This window comes from Nostoc sp. FACHB-190 (genome assembly GCF_014696905.1).
Taxonomy (GTDB): domain Bacteria; phylum Cyanobacteriota; class Cyanobacteriia; order Cyanobacteriales; family Nostocaceae; genus Nostoc_B.
Genome location: NZ_JACJQW010000009.1, coordinates 134715 through 151567, shown reverse-complemented (window position 1 = coordinate 151567; position 16853 = coordinate 134715). Strand labels below are relative to the sequence as shown.

Annotated in this window: 13 protein-coding genes; 4 read left to right on the top strand and 9 right to left on the bottom strand. The window is 39.6% G+C overall.

Annotated features, from left to right (window positions below):
- Positions 1–105 precede the first annotated feature (105 nt).
- A complete protein-coding gene (locus tag H6G28_RS13210) occupies positions 106–762 on the bottom strand; it encodes a Nif11-like leader peptide family natural product precursor (protein WP_190593220.1) in 657 nt (218 codons plus the stop codon).
- A 732-nt stretch (positions 763–1494) separates the two neighbouring features.
- Between H6G28_RS13210 and H6G28_RS13205 the strand changes: the two genes are divergently transcribed.
- Both H6G28_RS13205 and H6G28_RS13200 read left to right on the top strand, forming a co-directional pair.
- The gene (locus H6G28_RS13205) at positions 1495–1752 is read left to right on the top strand and encodes a translation initiation factor (RefSeq protein WP_190671246.1); all 258 of its coding nucleotides are present in this window, start codon (positions 1495–1497) and stop codon (positions 1750–1752) included.
- 191 nt (positions 1753–1943) lie between these two features.
- The gene (locus tag H6G28_RS13200; RefSeq protein ID WP_190671245.1) at positions 1944–2261 is read left to right on the top strand and encodes a hypothetical protein; all 318 of its coding nucleotides are present in this window, start codon (positions 1944–1946) and stop codon (positions 2259–2261) included.
- A gap of 22 nt (positions 2262–2283) precedes the next feature.
- Here the strand turns inward: H6G28_RS13200 and H6G28_RS13195 are convergent, their stop codons facing one another.
- The 8 genes from H6G28_RS13195 to H6G28_RS13160 form a co-directional block, all read right to left on the bottom strand.
- Positions 2284–3576: a hypothetical protein gene (locus H6G28_RS13195; protein ID WP_190671243.1), complete on the bottom strand. Its 1293-nt coding sequence runs from the start codon at positions 3574–3576 to the stop codon at positions 2284–2286.
- 34 nt (positions 3577–3610) lie between these two features.
- The gene (locus H6G28_RS13190) at positions 3611–4810 is read right to left on the bottom strand and encodes a coiled-coil domain-containing protein (RefSeq protein WP_190671241.1); all 1200 of its coding nucleotides are present in this window, start codon (positions 4808–4810) and stop codon (positions 3611–3613) included.
- 270 nt (positions 4811–5080) lie between these two features.
- Entirely contained in the window at positions 5081–6043 is a 963-nt protein-coding gene (gene mdh / locus H6G28_RS13185; RefSeq protein WP_190671239.1) for a malate dehydrogenase, read from the bottom strand.
- Between the two features lie 707 nt (positions 6044–6750).
- Positions 6751–6957 (bottom strand): phycobilisome linker polypeptide, encoded by a 207-nt coding sequence (locus H6G28_RS13180; RefSeq protein WP_015114200.1) that lies wholly within the window; start codon positions 6955–6957, stop codon positions 6751–6753.
- 240 nt (positions 6958–7197) lie between these two features.
- On the bottom strand, positions 7198–7686 hold the full coding sequence (gene apcB / locus H6G28_RS13175; RefSeq protein WP_190593212.1) for an allophycocyanin subunit beta: 489 nt from the start codon (positions 7684–7686) through the stop codon (positions 7198–7200).
- A gap of 64 nt (positions 7687–7750) precedes the next feature.
- Positions 7751–8236 carry an allophycocyanin subunit alpha gene (apcA, locus tag H6G28_RS13170; RefSeq protein WP_190593211.1) on the bottom strand — a complete coding sequence of 162 codons (486 nt, stop codon included), beginning with the start codon at positions 8234–8236 and terminating at the stop codon, positions 7751–7753.
- Positions 8237–8621: 385 nt separating this feature from the next.
- Positions 8622–12029 (bottom strand): phycobilisome rod-core linker polypeptide, encoded by a 3408-nt coding sequence (locus tag H6G28_RS13165; RefSeq protein WP_190593210.1) that lies wholly within the window; start codon positions 12027–12029, stop codon positions 8622–8624.
- A 347-nt stretch (positions 12030–12376) separates the two neighbouring features.
- Entirely contained in the window at positions 12377–14605 is a 2229-nt protein-coding gene (locus tag H6G28_RS13160) for a sensor histidine kinase (RefSeq protein WP_190671238.1), read from the bottom strand.
- Positions 14606–14982: 377 nt separating this feature from the next.
- Here H6G28_RS13160 and H6G28_RS13155 point away from each other — a divergent pair, with 377 nt between their 5' ends.
- Together H6G28_RS13155 and H6G28_RS13150 are read left to right on the top strand one after the other, a co-directional pair.
- Positions 14983–15729: a DUF3865 domain-containing protein gene (locus H6G28_RS13155; RefSeq protein WP_190671236.1), complete on the top strand. Its 747-nt coding sequence runs from the start codon at positions 14983–14985 to the stop codon at positions 15727–15729.
- A gap of 17 nt (positions 15730–15746) precedes the next feature.
- Entirely contained in the window at positions 15747–16853 is a 1107-nt protein-coding gene (locus H6G28_RS13150; RefSeq protein WP_242054560.1) for an aromatic ring-hydroxylating oxygenase subunit alpha, read from the top strand.

Sequence of the window (16853 nt, the reverse complement as noted above, 5' to 3'; positions counted from 1 at the left end):
AATTTACTTATTACTCACTACTTATTACTCATTACTTACTTCAAAAGTGCTGAATCAAAAAGTACAAATTCCTAACCTCTAGCCTCTACTCCCTCGCCCCTTTCCTCACACCACACTCATCAACCTTTGAGTAAAGTAGCTCTTAGGTAAAAAGCAGCGATCTAGGAAAAATGGATTGAGGATATTTTCACTGACAAGATTATCAGATTTATGCACATGACAGAATGGTGGTACTATTCCCCAATCTTCGGCTAACCAAATCCAATATCCGATTTCAATTCTGCCGTAATTTGAAGCTGTGAAAATTTCTCCCACACTATTATTGAGAGATACTAATTCTGGCGAACATTTCACTTCAGTTAATAGCCATGCTAATTCTTCAATAGAAAAATGAAACCGATGCTCGGTAGCTATTTTAATAAACTGTTGTGGATTTTTAGCAGCTAGTAATTGTTCTTTTAAAGATGGGATTTTCTGTGCAGTATCCAACAAATCCCAAATTTGTTTTCTGGTAATTACAAACCATGCAACTGCTTCTTGAGTCAATTTGTACCCATTTTCTTTAGCCAATATCAGAAACTCTTCAATACTATCGATTTTTTCTAGTTGAGTACTGAGAAAAAAATTCTGCTCTACTAGTGATAAAAAATCAATAATTTTCTGCCATGTAAAATGGTCAAATCTTGGCAGTAATTTGACCTTCTCCTTCCAATAGAAATACTTATCCTCGCTCAAGAATAAATTCCAGAGTTGATAATACATAATGTTATTGGTTTTAGTTTTAATAATTGTTAGGGATAATTACCAGTGTAATAAGTATAAGTTGAGTTTATCGACAGTACTAACCAAACTAATTTTTGTAAATGAAGTTACACAGTAGCTAAGTATAAATTTTTTGTAAATTTTAGAACAAGTTAACTTCATATTTACGGATACTACAATTTTTTGGGGACAGGCGATCGCTCTCCCCTCCATCCCTAATAACCTAAAAAAACCCAAAATTCCGTCTTTATCGAAGAATATAGACGTGTCAAACCCTGATATCCCTACACTATTTCTTAAAAGACCCTCTAGGCGGGTAAATCCGATTAATAGCAAGCAATGTAATTTTTTAGCCTATGAACAGAACTTAAATACGCAGAGATAATTAATTATTTTAAGGTAAATTCATATACAGGTATACTATAACTCTGTCATCTGCCATAAAAACATTAGGACTTACGCATCAAAACGAAAAATCAAGGGTTTTGGTGAGGGTGTAGAGGTACAGGGGTATAGGGGTGTACTGATTCAAAATCCTTACACCCCAAACCCCACCCAATCTCCACAGATAATCTTTGTGCGTAAATCATGAACATATTTCTAGAGAGTGAGTGCTATTTCTCTCAAAGGCAGGAGTAAATACTGCAAAGATTCCTTGATAATTTTTACTATGAGCTTTTAATAAGCAAGTTAACAAATCTATTTAGTAAAAAATATAGGAGAGTCATTATTATGGTAAACGGCTTTTTTCAAAGAGCGAAAGAGTTTTTCACAGGCTCAAATAATAATGAGTTTGACCAAGAGACAGATAAAAGTAATGTGCGTCCAGATAGCGAAGATGATTATATTGAGCCAGAAGACCAAATTTATGAAGGCTTAAGTCCAGCTAATCAAGAACCCTCTAGCGACACGCCTGATGAGTACAGCAATATTAGTCCAACTAGTGCAGACCCTTTTGGCGATCCGGCTGATGAATATGGACGCAAGTAATAACTAATGTCGTGACGATAGATTAAACTGGTGTTGATTTTAGGCGGTGGTATTGATTATCACTGCCTATTTTTTTGCACCACAGAGGCGCAGAGAACGCAGAGTTTTAATATTACTTGGGGTTGAGAAGAAAGTAGAGGCGATCGCCCTTACTTTTTTATAATAGAAAATGAATACATCATCGTATTAATATGGCTGAATCAACCGCAAAACAACCTGCACGCCGAGGCCGAATATTTCCCGAACGAACTTTATCACCTGAAGAATTAGCTAGACGCAAAGCAGAAGATGAAGCATTTTATCAGCATTGTCGAGCAATTTTTGAGCGAGTCCGTCCTGAGTTGATTAAAGAACATTACGGTTGGTACATTGCAATTGAACCAAATAGTGGTGATTACTTCATTGATATTGATAAAGAAATGGCTAGTCAAAAATCACGTCAGCAGCATCCCCAAGCTATACACTTTATGTTTTGCCTAAATGAAACTGGAACTACTGGCAGAATATGATTCAGGGTAGTTTTGGACAAAATTAAATATTAATGTTTTTAATTTCGTTCCAGCAGGCATTAATACTATCTCGATTACGAATGATTTTTTCTACAGTTGTATCTCTATTAGCTACTTGTAAAATACTTACGCTCTCTTTTACAAGAAATATCCATTGAGGTAAATTAATTGCTAGAGGATTACCAGAATATGTGAATAGCTTTAGTGCGTTTCCGCTAGATGAAATTGCATGTGCTAAAAACAGCATTTTATTCAGTTTCAGGTTAGATTTTATTTGATAAATCTCTTTATTTGCAATTGAGCTATGTAAATGATGTTGTATTTGCTCTGGCCTATATAAAGAAGAAAGATAGTAATAACCTCTAATGATTATTTCAATAACAGCTACAGGACTAGACATTGTAAGAAAGTGTCTTAAGTCATAACCATTTAAATACATCCACCTTGATATATCTGCAATATTTTTTGTATTTGAACTATAAGAACCAAATTGCATGATTTGAAGAAATGCCCATCCAGGAATAGGAACTCCCATCTTAGTACACATATCAGAAATGATATGACCCAACCAAATTAAAGGAGCAAATACTTTATCTTGTAAAGGTAGATCAAATGTCTTTACAATGTGTAGTTTACCGTTGATATCAAAGGCAGTCATACTACCATTAAGAATATCTAATGTTCCAAATATAAGCCCAAATAATGGATCATGACCAAGACTCAATAACCTATGACTTCTGGGGTTAAATCCTCGAATATTAGGATTAATACTCTGGTCATAAGACACTTTGCAATTATCTTCACACCACTGAAGAAATTGATTTAGTCTTCCTTCCTGATTAATTCCTAATGTTTTTAACCATTTTGTAAAACTGCTTCCGTCTTGCTGATATCTTCCTAAATAGTTGATATCATTGGGTATTTTTACAACTAAAAAATCAAGAAGAGTAGCAACTAAACCAGCTATACCAACTATTGCATAATCCAAATTGGATAATGGAGGGAGAATCTCTGGGTTTCTATAAATCTCTTCTTTTACCCTAGCGTCAACAAGCAGAGGATTATAGCTTAAGAAAAAATCATCATCCCATTGGAACCTGGATGTAGTAGTCAATTCCTCTGCGGTAGTTTCAATTATTCCTTTTAAATTAATGCCTGTGCTTTCTGCAATCTGAATAATTTCATCCTTCAGGTGCATCAATTCATCTGACTCTTTATCATAAATGTGATGAATTTTTTTAATCTTCAAATGAGCATCTGTCAATTCTTGAGCAGATGTTTTTAGCTCATCATTAAAATCAAATACAGATGACATATAATTCAATTCCTAAATAGGATGACATTAAAAATCATTGCTCATCGATACTCTTAAATATAATTCCTTTATCACTCGGATAAGGTCTTTGATGGTCATTATCACCTTTCCAAATTTCATCTGGTATTCTTGTGAATGCTTTACAACTTCTTGGTTTACCTACTTCAAAATTCTTATTTAAATGAAAACATTTAGAGCAAATTGGGCTAATAACATACTCATTGGTAAGTTTAGTATATGATACTAATAAATCTTGATTTCTTTCTAAAGCCTTTTTCAAATAATCAATAGCTTGTTTTAAATTGTCTATCTTTTTACTATTTTTTTCTTTATCCAAAAGCAGCTTGTCAAGTTGATCCTCAAGAGAACGAATTGCTTGCCTTTGCTCTTTGATAATTTCTTGGGCTTTACGAATATCTTGTTGGGTATGCAAAATCTCTTTCATGACTACTTCTAGTTTTGCAGCTTGTGTCAGAGCAGCATCTGGAGATTGAGAAAATAAGGCACCAACACCCACACCAGCACTAGCACCAAGAATTGCACCACCACCTACAATAACTGCAAAACCTCCAGCCATTCCTAAGCCACCTGCTGCTATTGCACCACCTCCAAGTGCAGCTAAAACTGCTGATACTGCTGCTGCACCAGATAGACCAGGCACTAGTATAGGTGCTAGTAAAGCTGCTATTGCTGGTGTAAAAAATGCTGCTAATATTGCTAGAGCAACAGCCCCAATTACACCTATAAACCAAGGATTCCAACCACCCTTAATTTCTTTAATCGCTTCGTTATAGTTAGATTTAAAACGTGTAACTAAGGATGAGTCTACATCTAATGTTCTCGCAAAATACTTTAACTTATTCGTAAGCTTATCTTCATCAGCTATTTTTAAATTCTTAAATTTTTCATCATTACTATTGCCAAGTGGATAATATGGTTTAAAGAGAATGACTTCTAACAACATCACATATAAATTTTGTTTGTTACTAAAATTATTTTTGGCACTTGTTGTAAGTAAGTCAAAATTTGTAATCAAATGAAAATCAAAATCCTTTTCTCCATTAATTTGACTTTTCAAAAAAAGCTCTGTAGACTCCTTCCACTGAGATAACCATTGCCGTTTTAATGACTTGATATTATAATCCGTCTCATATTCAATATCTGCTAATACCAAGTGATATTGATAACTAAACATAATCCTTGTTTGTTCGAGCGTTAAACCAAATTCCTGCATAGGTTCATCTCCTAATTCAAAAATAAAAAAGTAATATCAACTAAGTTCAAGATTGTATGAAGTCTAGGCTCATCAGGTGGATTTGTTCTTGTTAAAATTTGATGCTTTTATATTTTTAATGTATTTAAGCAGTTAAAAATAACCGCGTAATTGCTGAATATTCCAGAAAAATAGCTAATATAAAAAACGCCACTATGAATATAGAGACGGGTGGATATATGTCAATCAAATTACATTTATTAAACTGTAATCATGGAAGAAACTCAATTATCACTTCACTGCTAAAATTTCTTGCGATCGCTCGATATTTTTCCGCACAGATTTAGCAGAATTATGCAACGCTGCTATTTCACTTTCACTTAAACTTAATTCTAAAATACTTTCAATTCCACCGCAGCCTAAGCGACAAGGCACACCAATTACTACATCTTTTAAACCATATTCGCCTTCTAAATAAACCGCAATTGGCAATAGCCGCGATTGATTTAATAAGATTGACTCAACCATCATACTTGTCGCCGATGCAGGGGCGAAAAATGCGCCACCTGTTTGAATTAATTCAACAATTTCTGCACCACCATTGCGGGTTCTTGCTATTAAACTTTCAATGGTAGCTGCGTCTAATAATTCTGTAATGGGAATGCCGTTAACGGTGGCATAACGAGACAATGGAACCATTAAATCGCCGTGGCTACCTAATACCATCGCCTTCACATCCGCAGGTAAAACACCCAATTCTAAAGCGATGAAAGTTTCAAAGCGGGCTGAGTCTAACACGCCAGCCATACCCATAATGCGATCGCGTGGTAAACCTGTGGCTTGCCAAGCTAAATAAGTCATCACGTCTAAAGGGTTGGTGACGATAATAAAAATTGCATTGGGCGAATGTGCGATCGCATTTTTTGCCGCTTCTACGACAATCTTGGCATTAGTTCTCAGTAAATCATCCCGACTCATTCCCGGTTTGCGCGGTAACCCAGCCGTAATCACCACAATTTCAGAATTAGCCGTATCAGCATAATTATTCGTCCCGATAATCTGACGGTTATGCAGTTCTATTCCTCTAGCTTCCATTAAATCCAGTGCCAAACCTTGTGGCATACCCTCAATAATATCGAGTAACACCACATCTGCTAAATTCTTCTCAGCAATACGTTGGGCGAGAGTACTACCAACTCTACCAGCACCAACAATGGTGACACGAGGTAAATGGCAAGGAATCGGAGAAAACATAATTAATTTGTAATTTTAGGTTTTAGGTAATCCAAAAATACCTTTCTATCCCTCACTCCTGGATAAACTGCGATCGCCAGTTTGTCACACCCAGTATTTTGGCAATATTTTAGCGCAGAAGTTCTGTAAAAATTCAAAAGTCAGAACTGATGATTCTCAATTCTGACTTCTGGATGATATGTAGTAATCTTCAATGATTTATCAACATCTTGACCAATTTCTGCACGAGCAGAGTGTCTGCCTAAACAGGACTTACACACCACAATTGTCTGTGGGGATTGGGTGTAAGGGTTTTGAATACTTACACCCTTATACCCTTTCACCCCTGCACCCTTTACTAAAACCTTATTTTTTTGTTTTTTTAGATAGATTACACCAAATTAAAAAATGATTGCGACAAATGGATGGCTCAAAAGCTTACCAATCAACCCCTACCCAATCCAAAATCTAAAATCTAAAATCCAAAATGGTATTATACCAATTCACGAAATTACTGATACAAATCACTTCCTCTGCAACTCTGATTCCGGTCGCCGAGCGAAGTCGAGGCGCTGCTTTCATGTCTGTATCATTTTTAAAGTGAAATGGTATTAGTTCCAGTTCCAGAAGCTGGAACTGGGTTTTAGACCCAAAATATCGATAAAAAAAGAGGTCTTTTTTGACCTCTTGGGAACTCCCTACAATAAAGTTCTATTTGTATAGATGAATTAGGACAGCCCAGCGTTGGTACCTTGCTTGCCAGTTGCCAGTTCCACTTTAACGATTTTGCCACCCATTTTTTGAATCCGTTGCTGTTCGCGGAACCAATTTTCGTAAGGAACCAATTTGGTGAAATAGGTATTTTGTAGTTCGCGTTGAGTACGAATCCGGGTTTGGCTTGGAACGCAAGCAGTAATTTTAAACAACCGCGCCATGTTATGAATCTCCTGTGGTGAGTGTGAAAACTTTTTTTATCTCAAAATGAAGCGGGAGTATATTTTTTAGACAAATCTTTAATTAATCTTTCCAAGGCTGGAAATCAAACATCAATACTAGACCACTAACACTCATCATAATCTATGCAATTGCAATAAGCGACAAGACGTTCTAGCACTCACAGTTGATTTCCAGACCTTAATAAAGCTGCACCTAATGACTTAGATGCCAACTAGCTCTTAGCTCAAGCCAGAGGAGATGTAGTCTAAGTAAACGCCCATTTCTTTACCAGCGTCGGGGCCGACTAAGCTGGCGGTTACTTCTTTGATTGCTTGGATAGCTTGTACAGTAGCGCCTACGGGTACACCCAAGGAGTTGTAGGTTTCTTTCAAGCCGTTTAATACACGCTCATCCAGGATGGAAGGATCGCCAGCTAACATAGCGTAGGTAGCGTAGCGGAGGTAGTAATCCAAGTCACGGATACAAGCAGCGTAACGACGGGTGGTGTACATGTTACCACCGGGACGGGTGATATCAGAGTACAACAGAGATTTAGCAACAGCTTCTTTAACGATCGCAGCTGCGTTTGCGCTGATGGTGGTAGCTGCACGAACGCGCAGTTCACCAGTTGCAAAGTAGGCTTTTAACTTTTCTAAAGCACCTGTATCGAGGTATTTACCTTGAACGTCCGCAGAGTTAATGACAGCGGTAATTGCGTCTTGAGCCATTTTGTTAATTCCTTATTTTCAACCGTATTGCAACAGTTTGTGTCAGCAGGGAAAAAGCTTTACCCTACGCCAATGAACCTACTACGTAGTCAAAGTAAGAGCCAGCTTCAGAAGCGTCTTCAGCAGACAACAGGGTAGAAGCAGCATTTTTCAGTGCAGCAACACCTGCGGAAACAGCATCAATAGGAGTACCTAAAGACTTGTACATTTCACGAACGCCGATGATACCGATTTCTTCGATGGGTGTAACGTCACCAGCAACGATTCCGTAGGTGATGAGGCGTAGGTAGTAGTCTAGGTCGCGTAAGCAGGTAGCTGTCAATTCTTGACCGTAAGCGTTACCACCAGGAGATACAACATCAGGACGCTTTTGGAACAAGCTGTCGCCAGCTTGCTTAACTAGACGCTCACGGTTGTCGGTTAAAACTTGAGCGATGCGGAGGCGTTGTGCGCCACCAGAAACAAAAGCCTTGATGCGATCTAATTCGCCAGGGCTGAGGTAGCGAGCTTCTGCATCAGCATTCACGATGGACTTCGTGACGATACTCATTAATGGATTCCTCCAGTACTAATGAAACCAGGATATGAAACTGGTGCGATTTTAATTTCGGTTGAATGGTAGCTACGTTCTCTCGTTGTTTTTTAGATACAACAGTTGAGTCGCTGCTGTAGCTAATACTTTACGAGTTTGCTGGTGTTAATTTCAACTACACGAGCTGTAAAACTCAGCTACCTTCCGCAAAATATTCTCCGGCATTCTGTTGAGCATTTATGACTGCTCTTAATATTTTGTAATATTCCTTTTCAGATTTACACCTGAACACACAATCTGAGAGGAGTGTTGCTAAAGGTAAAGTGTCAATAGTTTATAGCCATGAGTCAATAGTCAAGAGTGTTAACCTCTTGACTATTGAACCTGGACTATTGACTAAGTATTAGCGATCGCTTGGACGACCAGTTAATACAGCCGGAGACAAGCTAGACCAAGATTGTTTCACCAGGTCAGCAGCAGCCTGAACACTACCGAGGTAGTTACCAGCAGGTAGAGATGGGAAGCGTGGGTATGGAACCACATCTTCACCAAAGTAGCGGGCGTATTCTGGGCTATCTATAATTGCTTCTACAGCTGCTCTCAAACCGCTATCAGCCAATAGTTTGTTATATTGACGGATTTCGCCTTGAGTAGCTGGTGCGCGACCCAACAGATGACGGAATAGGTATTCAATCACCTTGGTGTTGGGATAAGGGGTATAGAAGCGTTTGCGATAGATTTCGGAGCTGGCGAGTTCGCGGACAAACTCGCGCACTGAGATTTCACCATTCCGCAGTCTGCTGTCGAGTTCGCTACGACGGTAATAATCAGGAACTTGACCGCTAAACACATCCAATACCTGACAGTAAGCAGCGTTAATTACTAGCTGTCTTTCGGTTTGGCTACTACCATCTGTTAAGCGGAAAATCCGTGCAGGCTTACGGCGGCTGGTACCCACACCCACTTCGACAGATTGACCGCGACCATCGTTGTAAGAACGACCCAACTCGATAAACAACGGCTTGGTCTTGTCGATTTGCCGTGCTTGGGCTGCCAAATCTGCGATCGCTTTTGCCAAAATTGGTGTCTTGGCAGACTCCATCCTTGCTTTGACTGGCTTAAAGCTAGGCACAACCACATCATCGTTTTGTTTAGTGAGTTGGTTGTAAAGCTTCTCGGTGTTGGGGAAGTTAGCCGCAGGTAAAGTCGGGAAGCGACGGTAAGGAACTGTATCTTCTCCAAATACTTGGCGATACTCGGCACTATTTAACAACGCAGCAATAAACGCCTTCAGACCTTGGGTAGCCAAAATCTGGTTATACTTGCGGATTTCTGCTTGGTCAACAGGCGCACGTCCTAAGAAGTGCTTGGTTCCCAACTCAATTACTTTAGTGTTGGGATAAGGTGTGTAGAACTCCTTCAGGTAGAGGTTAGAGTAACCCAAACCTTCAATAAATTCTTTCACGGTGATTTCACCGTTACCCAGCTTACTTTCTAGGCTGGTGAATTCGTTTTTAGCGATGTAAGGTGCAATGTCGCGCTCAAAAATCTGGCGGTAAGCAGCACTAATTAAAGTTTGCACTGCAACTTTATCAGATGTATTTGCTACCAGCTTGAAGACTTTTGTTTGTTCCCGTTGCTTGCTAACACCTTGATTAATCCGGAACTGAATATCTGGTTCTGTGCGATTTTGGCTCACAGCACCCAATTCCACAAAGCGGGGTGTTTCTTGCTTATCAACTTTGGTGGCGACCACATCCTCGCGGATAGTACCAACACGCAGTTGTCGCAATGACACACCAGCCGGAGTTAGATAGCGTTCGTAAGGAACTGTATCTTCTCCAAAGGCTTCGCTGTACTCCACGCTATCTAAGATGGCATCAACAACAGCGTAAAAACCTTTCTTAGAAGCAAGGTCAAAGTATTTATTATTTTCTTGGCGACCGTAGGTCGGACGACCTAACAAGCGACGGTGGATGTATTCGATCGCTTTACAAACATACAACGGTGTCCAGTACAAACCACGGAACAAGTCAGACTTAGCCAAAGCTCTGACAAATTCCCGTACAGAAATATCGCCGTTTTCCAGCTTAATTTCTTGGACTTTCAGCCGTTGACCTTCGTAAACATCACGACCGATAACTTGCAAGTAAATTGCTCTAATTACTGCCTGGGTGGAGCTTTCAGAGAACTTAACACTTGCACCCTTGGCGGCTTTCTTACCAATAGTGCCAGGAAGTTGATCCAGCTTGAATACTTTTGGCCCCAGGCTACCAGGCGCTACACCTCGCGCTCTTGGGTTACTCAGTTGGTTATTAATTCCCGGCCCTTGGTGAATCAAGATCCGTCTTGTATCTTTACCAAATGGCGCTGGACGGGTGCTGGGGTTGCGAGTTTCTTTCGGGAAAATCGCCCCAAATTGAATTTCTAATGGGTCGTTACCAGAACCATAAGGGTGTTGATCTGGTAATGGTTGTTCGTAAGCTGCGAATGTGGTAATGAACTGTGGTACTTTGCGGAAAGGCGCACTGTAGTTAAACAGGTCTTGCTGCGGCCCCCAGTTCCGACATTCTTGGGCTTCTTGACCCAAACCGCGAATGTAGGGTACTGTCTCTTCACCAAAGTAATCAGCGTATTCGTCAGAATCTACCAGCGCATCCACTAATTTAGCCAGACCACCATTAGAAATGATAGAGAAGTATTTTTGGACTTCTTCCCGGCTACTTGGCCCCCGTCCCAAAATGTGACGGAAAGCAAGTTCAATGACGCGGCTGTTAATAAAAGGCTGATAAAACTGTTTTTGGTAAAGCGGAGATTTTGCCAAACGGCGGACAAACTCTTTCATGGAGATGTCGCCATTTTTCACCTTGGATTCCAAATCAGAAATCGACAAGCTGTAAGCACGGGTAATATCGCGCTCAAAAATTTGCCGATATGCTGCTTTGACTACCTCATTTTTTTCGGTAGCTGATAACCCAGGCTTCATCACATACTTGGGACGGCGTTCTGCGGCATTAAAATAAATTTGCGGCAGTTGTAAACCTTGTTGGTCGCCAGAAGGACGTTGACGTACTTTGGTCGAAGGTGTGGGTGCTTTAAATTCTGTCAGCAACACATCCATGTACTGAGACACAATTTCTGTAGCCTCAGCATCTTTGCGGAAGTAAGACAGGGATGCTGACTTAATTTCCTGCAAAGCCACAATAGTTGCTTCACCAGAACAAGCATTTTCAATAATTTCCCGCAGACCCCTGGTGTTTACAGCAATAATGTTGGGGTCGCCAGCTACGATCGCATAAGTAGCATAGCGCAAGAACCAGGACAAGTCCCGCAAGCTCTTGGCCATGTTGCTTGGGCCGTAACGAGAAACGTTTATTGGTCTGAACCCTGGAGGTGTTGGGCCACCAGGAGAAGTATTGAAGATAGAACGCAAGTTTTCTAAGAACCCACCACGGCTTTCAACGTAGGTGACTGTTCCCAGTTTCATGCCTTCTGTGATATCACCAGCGCCAACAGCAGCGCCAGCAGTCACTAATTCTGGTTCTTGGGGCTTTTCTAAGAAAGCCATTGGCGAACCACCGACAAATATCCGGTTAGCTGCACGAGATACGATAATCTCGGAATTTTCTGTGAGAATCTGGGCAATTTCTAAACGTTTTGCACCAGATGCAAAATAGCTTGCCAGTTCATTTAATTCACCAGTTCCTAAAAAGCGGTCTTGCTGTTCCGCTTGAGAAATGGTTGCTACAGCTAGGGTTTGATATAGTTGCGGACGCGCAACTGAGCTTCCACCACTCGCCTTAACACTCATCGGATTTGTAAAACTCCCATCATAATCGTTTATGTGTTAAGTCTGGGTCGCTTTGAGGCTTGACACATTGATGTGTTTATGCCTTCAGAGTACCGCCTTCAAAACTGCCAGTAAAATTAACCCAGTCAGCTTTTAGATTAGAACGTTTTGCGTTTTTCCTGGTAATTTATTAAGAAGTATGTAGATTCTGTAGCCTTGTTTAAGCAAAACTAAGAATAAATACTTCCTGCGACATGAGACAAAATCTAAGTTTTGTATCTGAAAGTTAAAAACTTTACAAAAACATTTTACTGGAGTCGCAACTGAGATTTTCTTTAGCTCCGACAAAAATATACAAATGTTTGCTTTTAGCTTAATTCAGTCAGCTTCGTTTGAGGAACTAGTTGCCGGATAGGCAATTGAATTACAAATTTACTGCCTTCCCCAAAGGTGGAAAAACATTGTAATTTCCCACTATGCTTTTCTGTAATGATTTGGTAGCTGATTGCCATACCCATACCTGTTCCTTTGCCTACAGGTTTGGTGGTGAAAAATGGATCGAATATCCTCTTTTGAATAGATTCTGGCATTCCTTGGGCATTATCAGCGATCGCAATTTCTAGCAATTTGGAGTCAACGACTGAAGTGCGGATATTAATTTGGCTAGGATTTTCTTGTATCTGTTGATAAGTGCGCTTGATATCTACCTCATCAAGGGCATCCACTGCATTTACCAGAATATTCATCAATACTTGATTGAGTTGACCAGGATAGCATTCTACCTGGGGCAAGTTGCCATAATCTCGAATAACTTCAATTCCTGGGCGGTCTGGTTTGTCTTTGAGGCGGTGTTGCAAAATTAATAGCGTACTTTCGATGCCTTCATGAATATCAACTGTTTTAAATTCCGCCTCATCCATCCGCGAAAAATTCCGCAGAGACAGTACAATGCTCCGAATCCTCTCAGTCCCAACTTTCATCGAAGACAAAATTTTGTGTAAATCTTCGATGAGAAATTCTAGATCCATTTCCTTTGCTAATGCTTGAATTTCTGGGTCATTGCTAGAATGGCGTTCTTGGCAAAGATAAATCATCTGCAACAAGTTTTGAGTATATTCATCTAGGTGAGCGAGATTAGCGTGAATAAAGTTGACCGGGTTATTGATTTCATGGGCGATGCCTGCTACCAATTGGCCCAGGCTAGACATTTTTTCACTTTGAACTATTTGTGCTTGGGTACGCTGCAATTCACTCAAGGCTGTTTGAAGTTCAAAAGTCCGTGCTTCCACTCGCTCTTCTAGTTCGGCATTACTATTTTCTAAAGCAATAAAGGATTCGCGCAGTTGCCCTGCCATATAATTAAACGAGTCAGCAAGGATATTGAGTTCATGGATATTGCCCTGTTGGAGTTTCTGTTGTAAATCACCGAATGCTATTGCTTGGGTAGTTTGATTCAAACGCAAAATTGGACTGGCAATCCAGCGCGAAGTAAATATGCCAATCGTCGTTGTTAATATTAAGGCCCCAAAACACAGCAGAATGCTAGATTGGGTGTTGGCATTGATTTGTGCCATGTAAGTTTTTTCGGGAATACCAACTACCACCAACCAGTCCAAACCATATTCATCATGCCAAGGCACAATATGGAGATTCAAATATTCTCCTTGAACATTGACTGTCAGTTTTTGGGTATTGGTAATCGAGTGGAAATCGGGAATCTGCTGCTGAAGTTGCTTGGCGATGCCCTTGACCATAGGATTAGGGCTGTCGATTGCTTTGAGGCGCTTAATTTGGTTATTCTCTACGGTAAAAGGTTTTTCTTGAGCAGAATTGGCGACTAACATACCATCACGCTCAATAATAAAAACTTCTCCAAAACGACTAATATCCAGTTTTTGCAAAAATTCGCTGAGTTTCAACAGGTGGATTTCAGCCCCCACAACACCAATCAGTTTTTTACCAGCATCATAAACCGGACGGCCTGCTGATGCCACAATATATGGAGGATATGCGGGGTCATAGTAAGTATAAATGCGAACCCAGATAGGTTTTCCCGCTTTTACCGGTTCAGTATACGCAGGTTCATTGAGGGTATCCCATGTACTGGTCGTCATCACTTGGGTGGGATTACCATCTTTGTCCGTTAAGTAAGTTTTCGTATTTTTTGGTCGGTCTGGTGTTTTGATGGCATTATCATCGATTGTCACAGTCTTACCATCGTAACGACCAGCACCAGCCCCTTCGCCAGTGGCTAGGTTTAAGCTGATAAAGGTTAGGTCATAGGCTTGCATTTCATGCCAGAAATACTTGCCAACTTTAAGGCGATCGCGCACATCAAGCAATCCCATACGAATTGCTTCTGCATTTAATTGAATAACTCTATGGGGGATTGACAGGTAAGCATCTAAATGTTGATTTACCTCACTACTAGTTCGCTCCATCAATTTATCGGCTAGATTGTTGACCGCTTTTTCGCCGTTTTTATATGACAGATATCCAACTAACCCCACAATACCAAAAACTTGCAACACGAAAGGAACGATCAGAACAAGCTGTAACGAAAATGCGCGGACTTTGCTAGATCGATGTATTTTCATGAGTTGTAAATCTTGGTAAGAGAAGTTATTTGCTTAACCTAGATTACCCATGAGCAACTTCAGACTATCAAAATAAAATGTTATTTTATAAAAACTTTATTAATTAATAGGAAATATCTCTATTTACATATTTTCAATATATTGCTATACAATCTATTTTTTAATAAAAAATATAATCAAAATAAATAAAATATTAATTCTTTATATTTGTTTGATAAAAACACTAGTTTAAATCTATTTGATATTTTATAAAACCTCAGCGCATTCACTCAGGAAACATAATTTTCAAAAAGCTATTATAGTCAGACAATAATGTTAGATACACGTCAAATATTGGCAAAATTAAGGCTTAAATGTTATTTAAAAAATCTGTAGTAATGACTAACCATTTGATAGATTTTCATCACTTAACGAAGCATCTTAATCAACTTATTTCTCAGGATTATTTAGCATTTAGCATTACGGAAAATCCTGTTTTCCGAATAGTGAATGAGAGGAGCTTTGCTCAAATTGTTTATGTGATACAGCAATATTCTATTTTTCCAAAAGAATTGGTGAGTTTCACAGAGTTAGCAAGACAGAAAGCACTTACAGCAGGGTGGAATAGTGTAGTTGAGGAACTCACAGAAAATATAGCTGAGGAAATGGGTAGCACTACCCAAGGAGTTTCTCATTACAGGCTTTTAGCAGAAGGACTAGAAGAAGGGCTGGGTGTTCCTGTGAAAAACACTATGCCCTCAATCGCTACATCCAAACTACTGACAACTGTGCAATTGATATTTGAGCAACAACTACTCTACGTACTTGGGGCAACTTATGCGATCGAAGCAACTGCAATTCCTGAATTAACTTTGATTATGCAACTGGTAGAATGCTTGTTGGAAGATCCTATGCCCACAAATTTGCACTATTTCTTTAGCAAGCATTTAAACGAATGGGAACTTGAACATGAAGCTGGTTTACGAACATCCGTAGCAGAATATATACGACCCGAACAATTTGAAGAGTTTACAACAGGGTTTCGGCAAATGATAGATGCAATGGAGGTTTGGTGGCAGGAGTTAGCACAAGAGGCAATTGTATTTGAGGTTGATTTCAGCCCTGCGATCGCTCAAAAATATTAATTTAAATATAACTGAACATGATGAATATCTTCTCCCATCCTTCATTGGTTGATGAAACTACTAGTAGTCATCAAGCAAAAGTTGGACTACCTGGTAATTACTACTTTAGTGAGCAAATTTTTGCTTATGAGCAGCAAACTATCTGGCGTAAAACTTGGCAGTTTGTAGGACGTGAATCTGATTTAGCAAATCCTGGGGATTATCTCACTTGCCAAGTTGGAGATCAGCCTATGTTCGTAATTAGAGATAATCATGGCAAATTGCGAACGATGCACAATGTTTGTCCGCATCGAGGAGCGCGGATGTTGGAAGGACAAGGTAATTGTCAACGGGTGCGTTGCCCTTATCATGGTTGGAACTTCAATTATGAAGGGAATCTCAAAGGTTTGCCTCGTGCTGAATGTTTTCCCAATTTAGATCCGTCAGCTGTCTATCTAGCCAAAGGACGCGTCGAGATATGGGGCGGCTTTATCTTTGTTCACCCAGAATCACAAGGGGAATCGTTAGTCAGTTATTTGGCTGGATTTTCAGATTATTTAAATCAGTATAAGCATTCTTGGGAGGAACTTCAACAGGTTGATCACTGGTTTTATGAAGAGCCAGCTAACTGGAAATTTCCCATTGAGAATTATTTAGAATGCTATCATTTGTCTGTTGTTCATGCCCAAAGTTTAAAGTGTTTTGACCCCAAGAATATTATTTATACTCCAACTGGCAGACACTATCAAATATTTGTTCCTTTCACAGATGATGAATTTGTCAAAAATCACCCTGCTTTTTCAGGAGAGCCAAAAGGACAATCATATCAGGGCTTTATCTTTCCTAATATGATGGTCAATACGGCAAAAGACAAAGTTTCAGTTTTTAAACTGACTCCTTTATCTCCCACAAGAACTAAGTTTGAGGTTTTTATTTATCAAACAAAAGCACAGATTGAAGAATTTCCTTACCAGATTGAGAAATTTCGGACTGAATTTGAACGGGTGTTAAATGAAGACTTTAGGGTAGTGCGATCGCTCCAAGCAAGTGTTCATTCCCAAGCTTATGGTGTGCTTCAGCTTGCAGACATTGAATATGGCATTTCTCACTTCCATCAAGTTTTGTCAGGGTATTACCAACCATAA

What these genes read in the sequence shown, in the direction of transcription:
- H6G28_RS13210 (WP_190593220.1), bottom strand. Translation starts at nt 762, where the DNA reads ATGTATTATCAACTCTGGAATTTATTCTTGAGCGAGGATAAGTATTTC.
- H6G28_RS13205 (WP_190671246.1), top strand. Translation starts at nt 1,495, where the DNA reads ATGGTAAACGGCTTTTTTCAAAGAGCGAAAGAGTTTTTCACAGGCTCA.
- H6G28_RS13200 (WP_190671245.1), top strand. Translation starts at nt 1,944, where the DNA reads ATGGCTGAATCAACCGCAAAACAACCTGCACGCCGAGGCCGAATATTT.
- H6G28_RS13195 (WP_190671243.1), bottom strand. Translation starts at nt 3,576, where the DNA reads ATGTCATCTGTATTTGATTTTAATGATGAGCTAAAAACATCTGCTCAA.
- H6G28_RS13190 (WP_190671241.1), bottom strand. Translation starts at nt 4,810, where the DNA reads ATGCAGGAATTTGGTTTAACGCTCGAACAAACAAGGATTATGTTTAGT.
- mdh (WP_190671239.1), bottom strand. Translation starts at nt 6,043, where the DNA reads ATGTTTTCTCCGATTCCTTGCCATTTACCTCGTGTCACCATTGTTGGT.
- H6G28_RS13180 (WP_015114200.1), bottom strand. Translation starts at nt 6,957, where the DNA reads ATGGCGCGGTTGTTTAAAATTACTGCTTGCGTTCCAAGCCAAACCCGG.
- apcB (WP_190593212.1), bottom strand. Translation starts at nt 7,686, where the DNA reads ATGGCTCAAGACGCAATTACCGCTGTCATTAACTCTGCGGACGTTCAA.
- apcA (WP_190593211.1), bottom strand. Translation starts at nt 8,236, where the DNA reads ATGAGTATCGTCACGAAGTCCATCGTGAATGCTGATGCAGAAGCTCGC.
- H6G28_RS13165 (WP_190593210.1), bottom strand. Translation starts at nt 12,029, where the DNA reads ATGAGTGTTAAGGCGAGTGGTGGAAGCTCAGTTGCGCGTCCGCAACTA.
- H6G28_RS13160 (WP_190671238.1), bottom strand. Translation starts at nt 14,605, where the DNA reads ATGAAAATACATCGATCTAGCAAAGTCCGCGCATTTTCGTTACAGCTT.
- H6G28_RS13155 (WP_190671236.1), top strand. Translation starts at nt 14,983, where the DNA reads ATGACTAACCATTTGATAGATTTTCATCACTTAACGAAGCATCTTAAT.
- H6G28_RS13150 (WP_242054560.1), top strand. Translation starts at nt 15,747, where the DNA reads ATGATGAATATCTTCTCCCATCCTTCATTGGTTGATGAAACTACTAGT.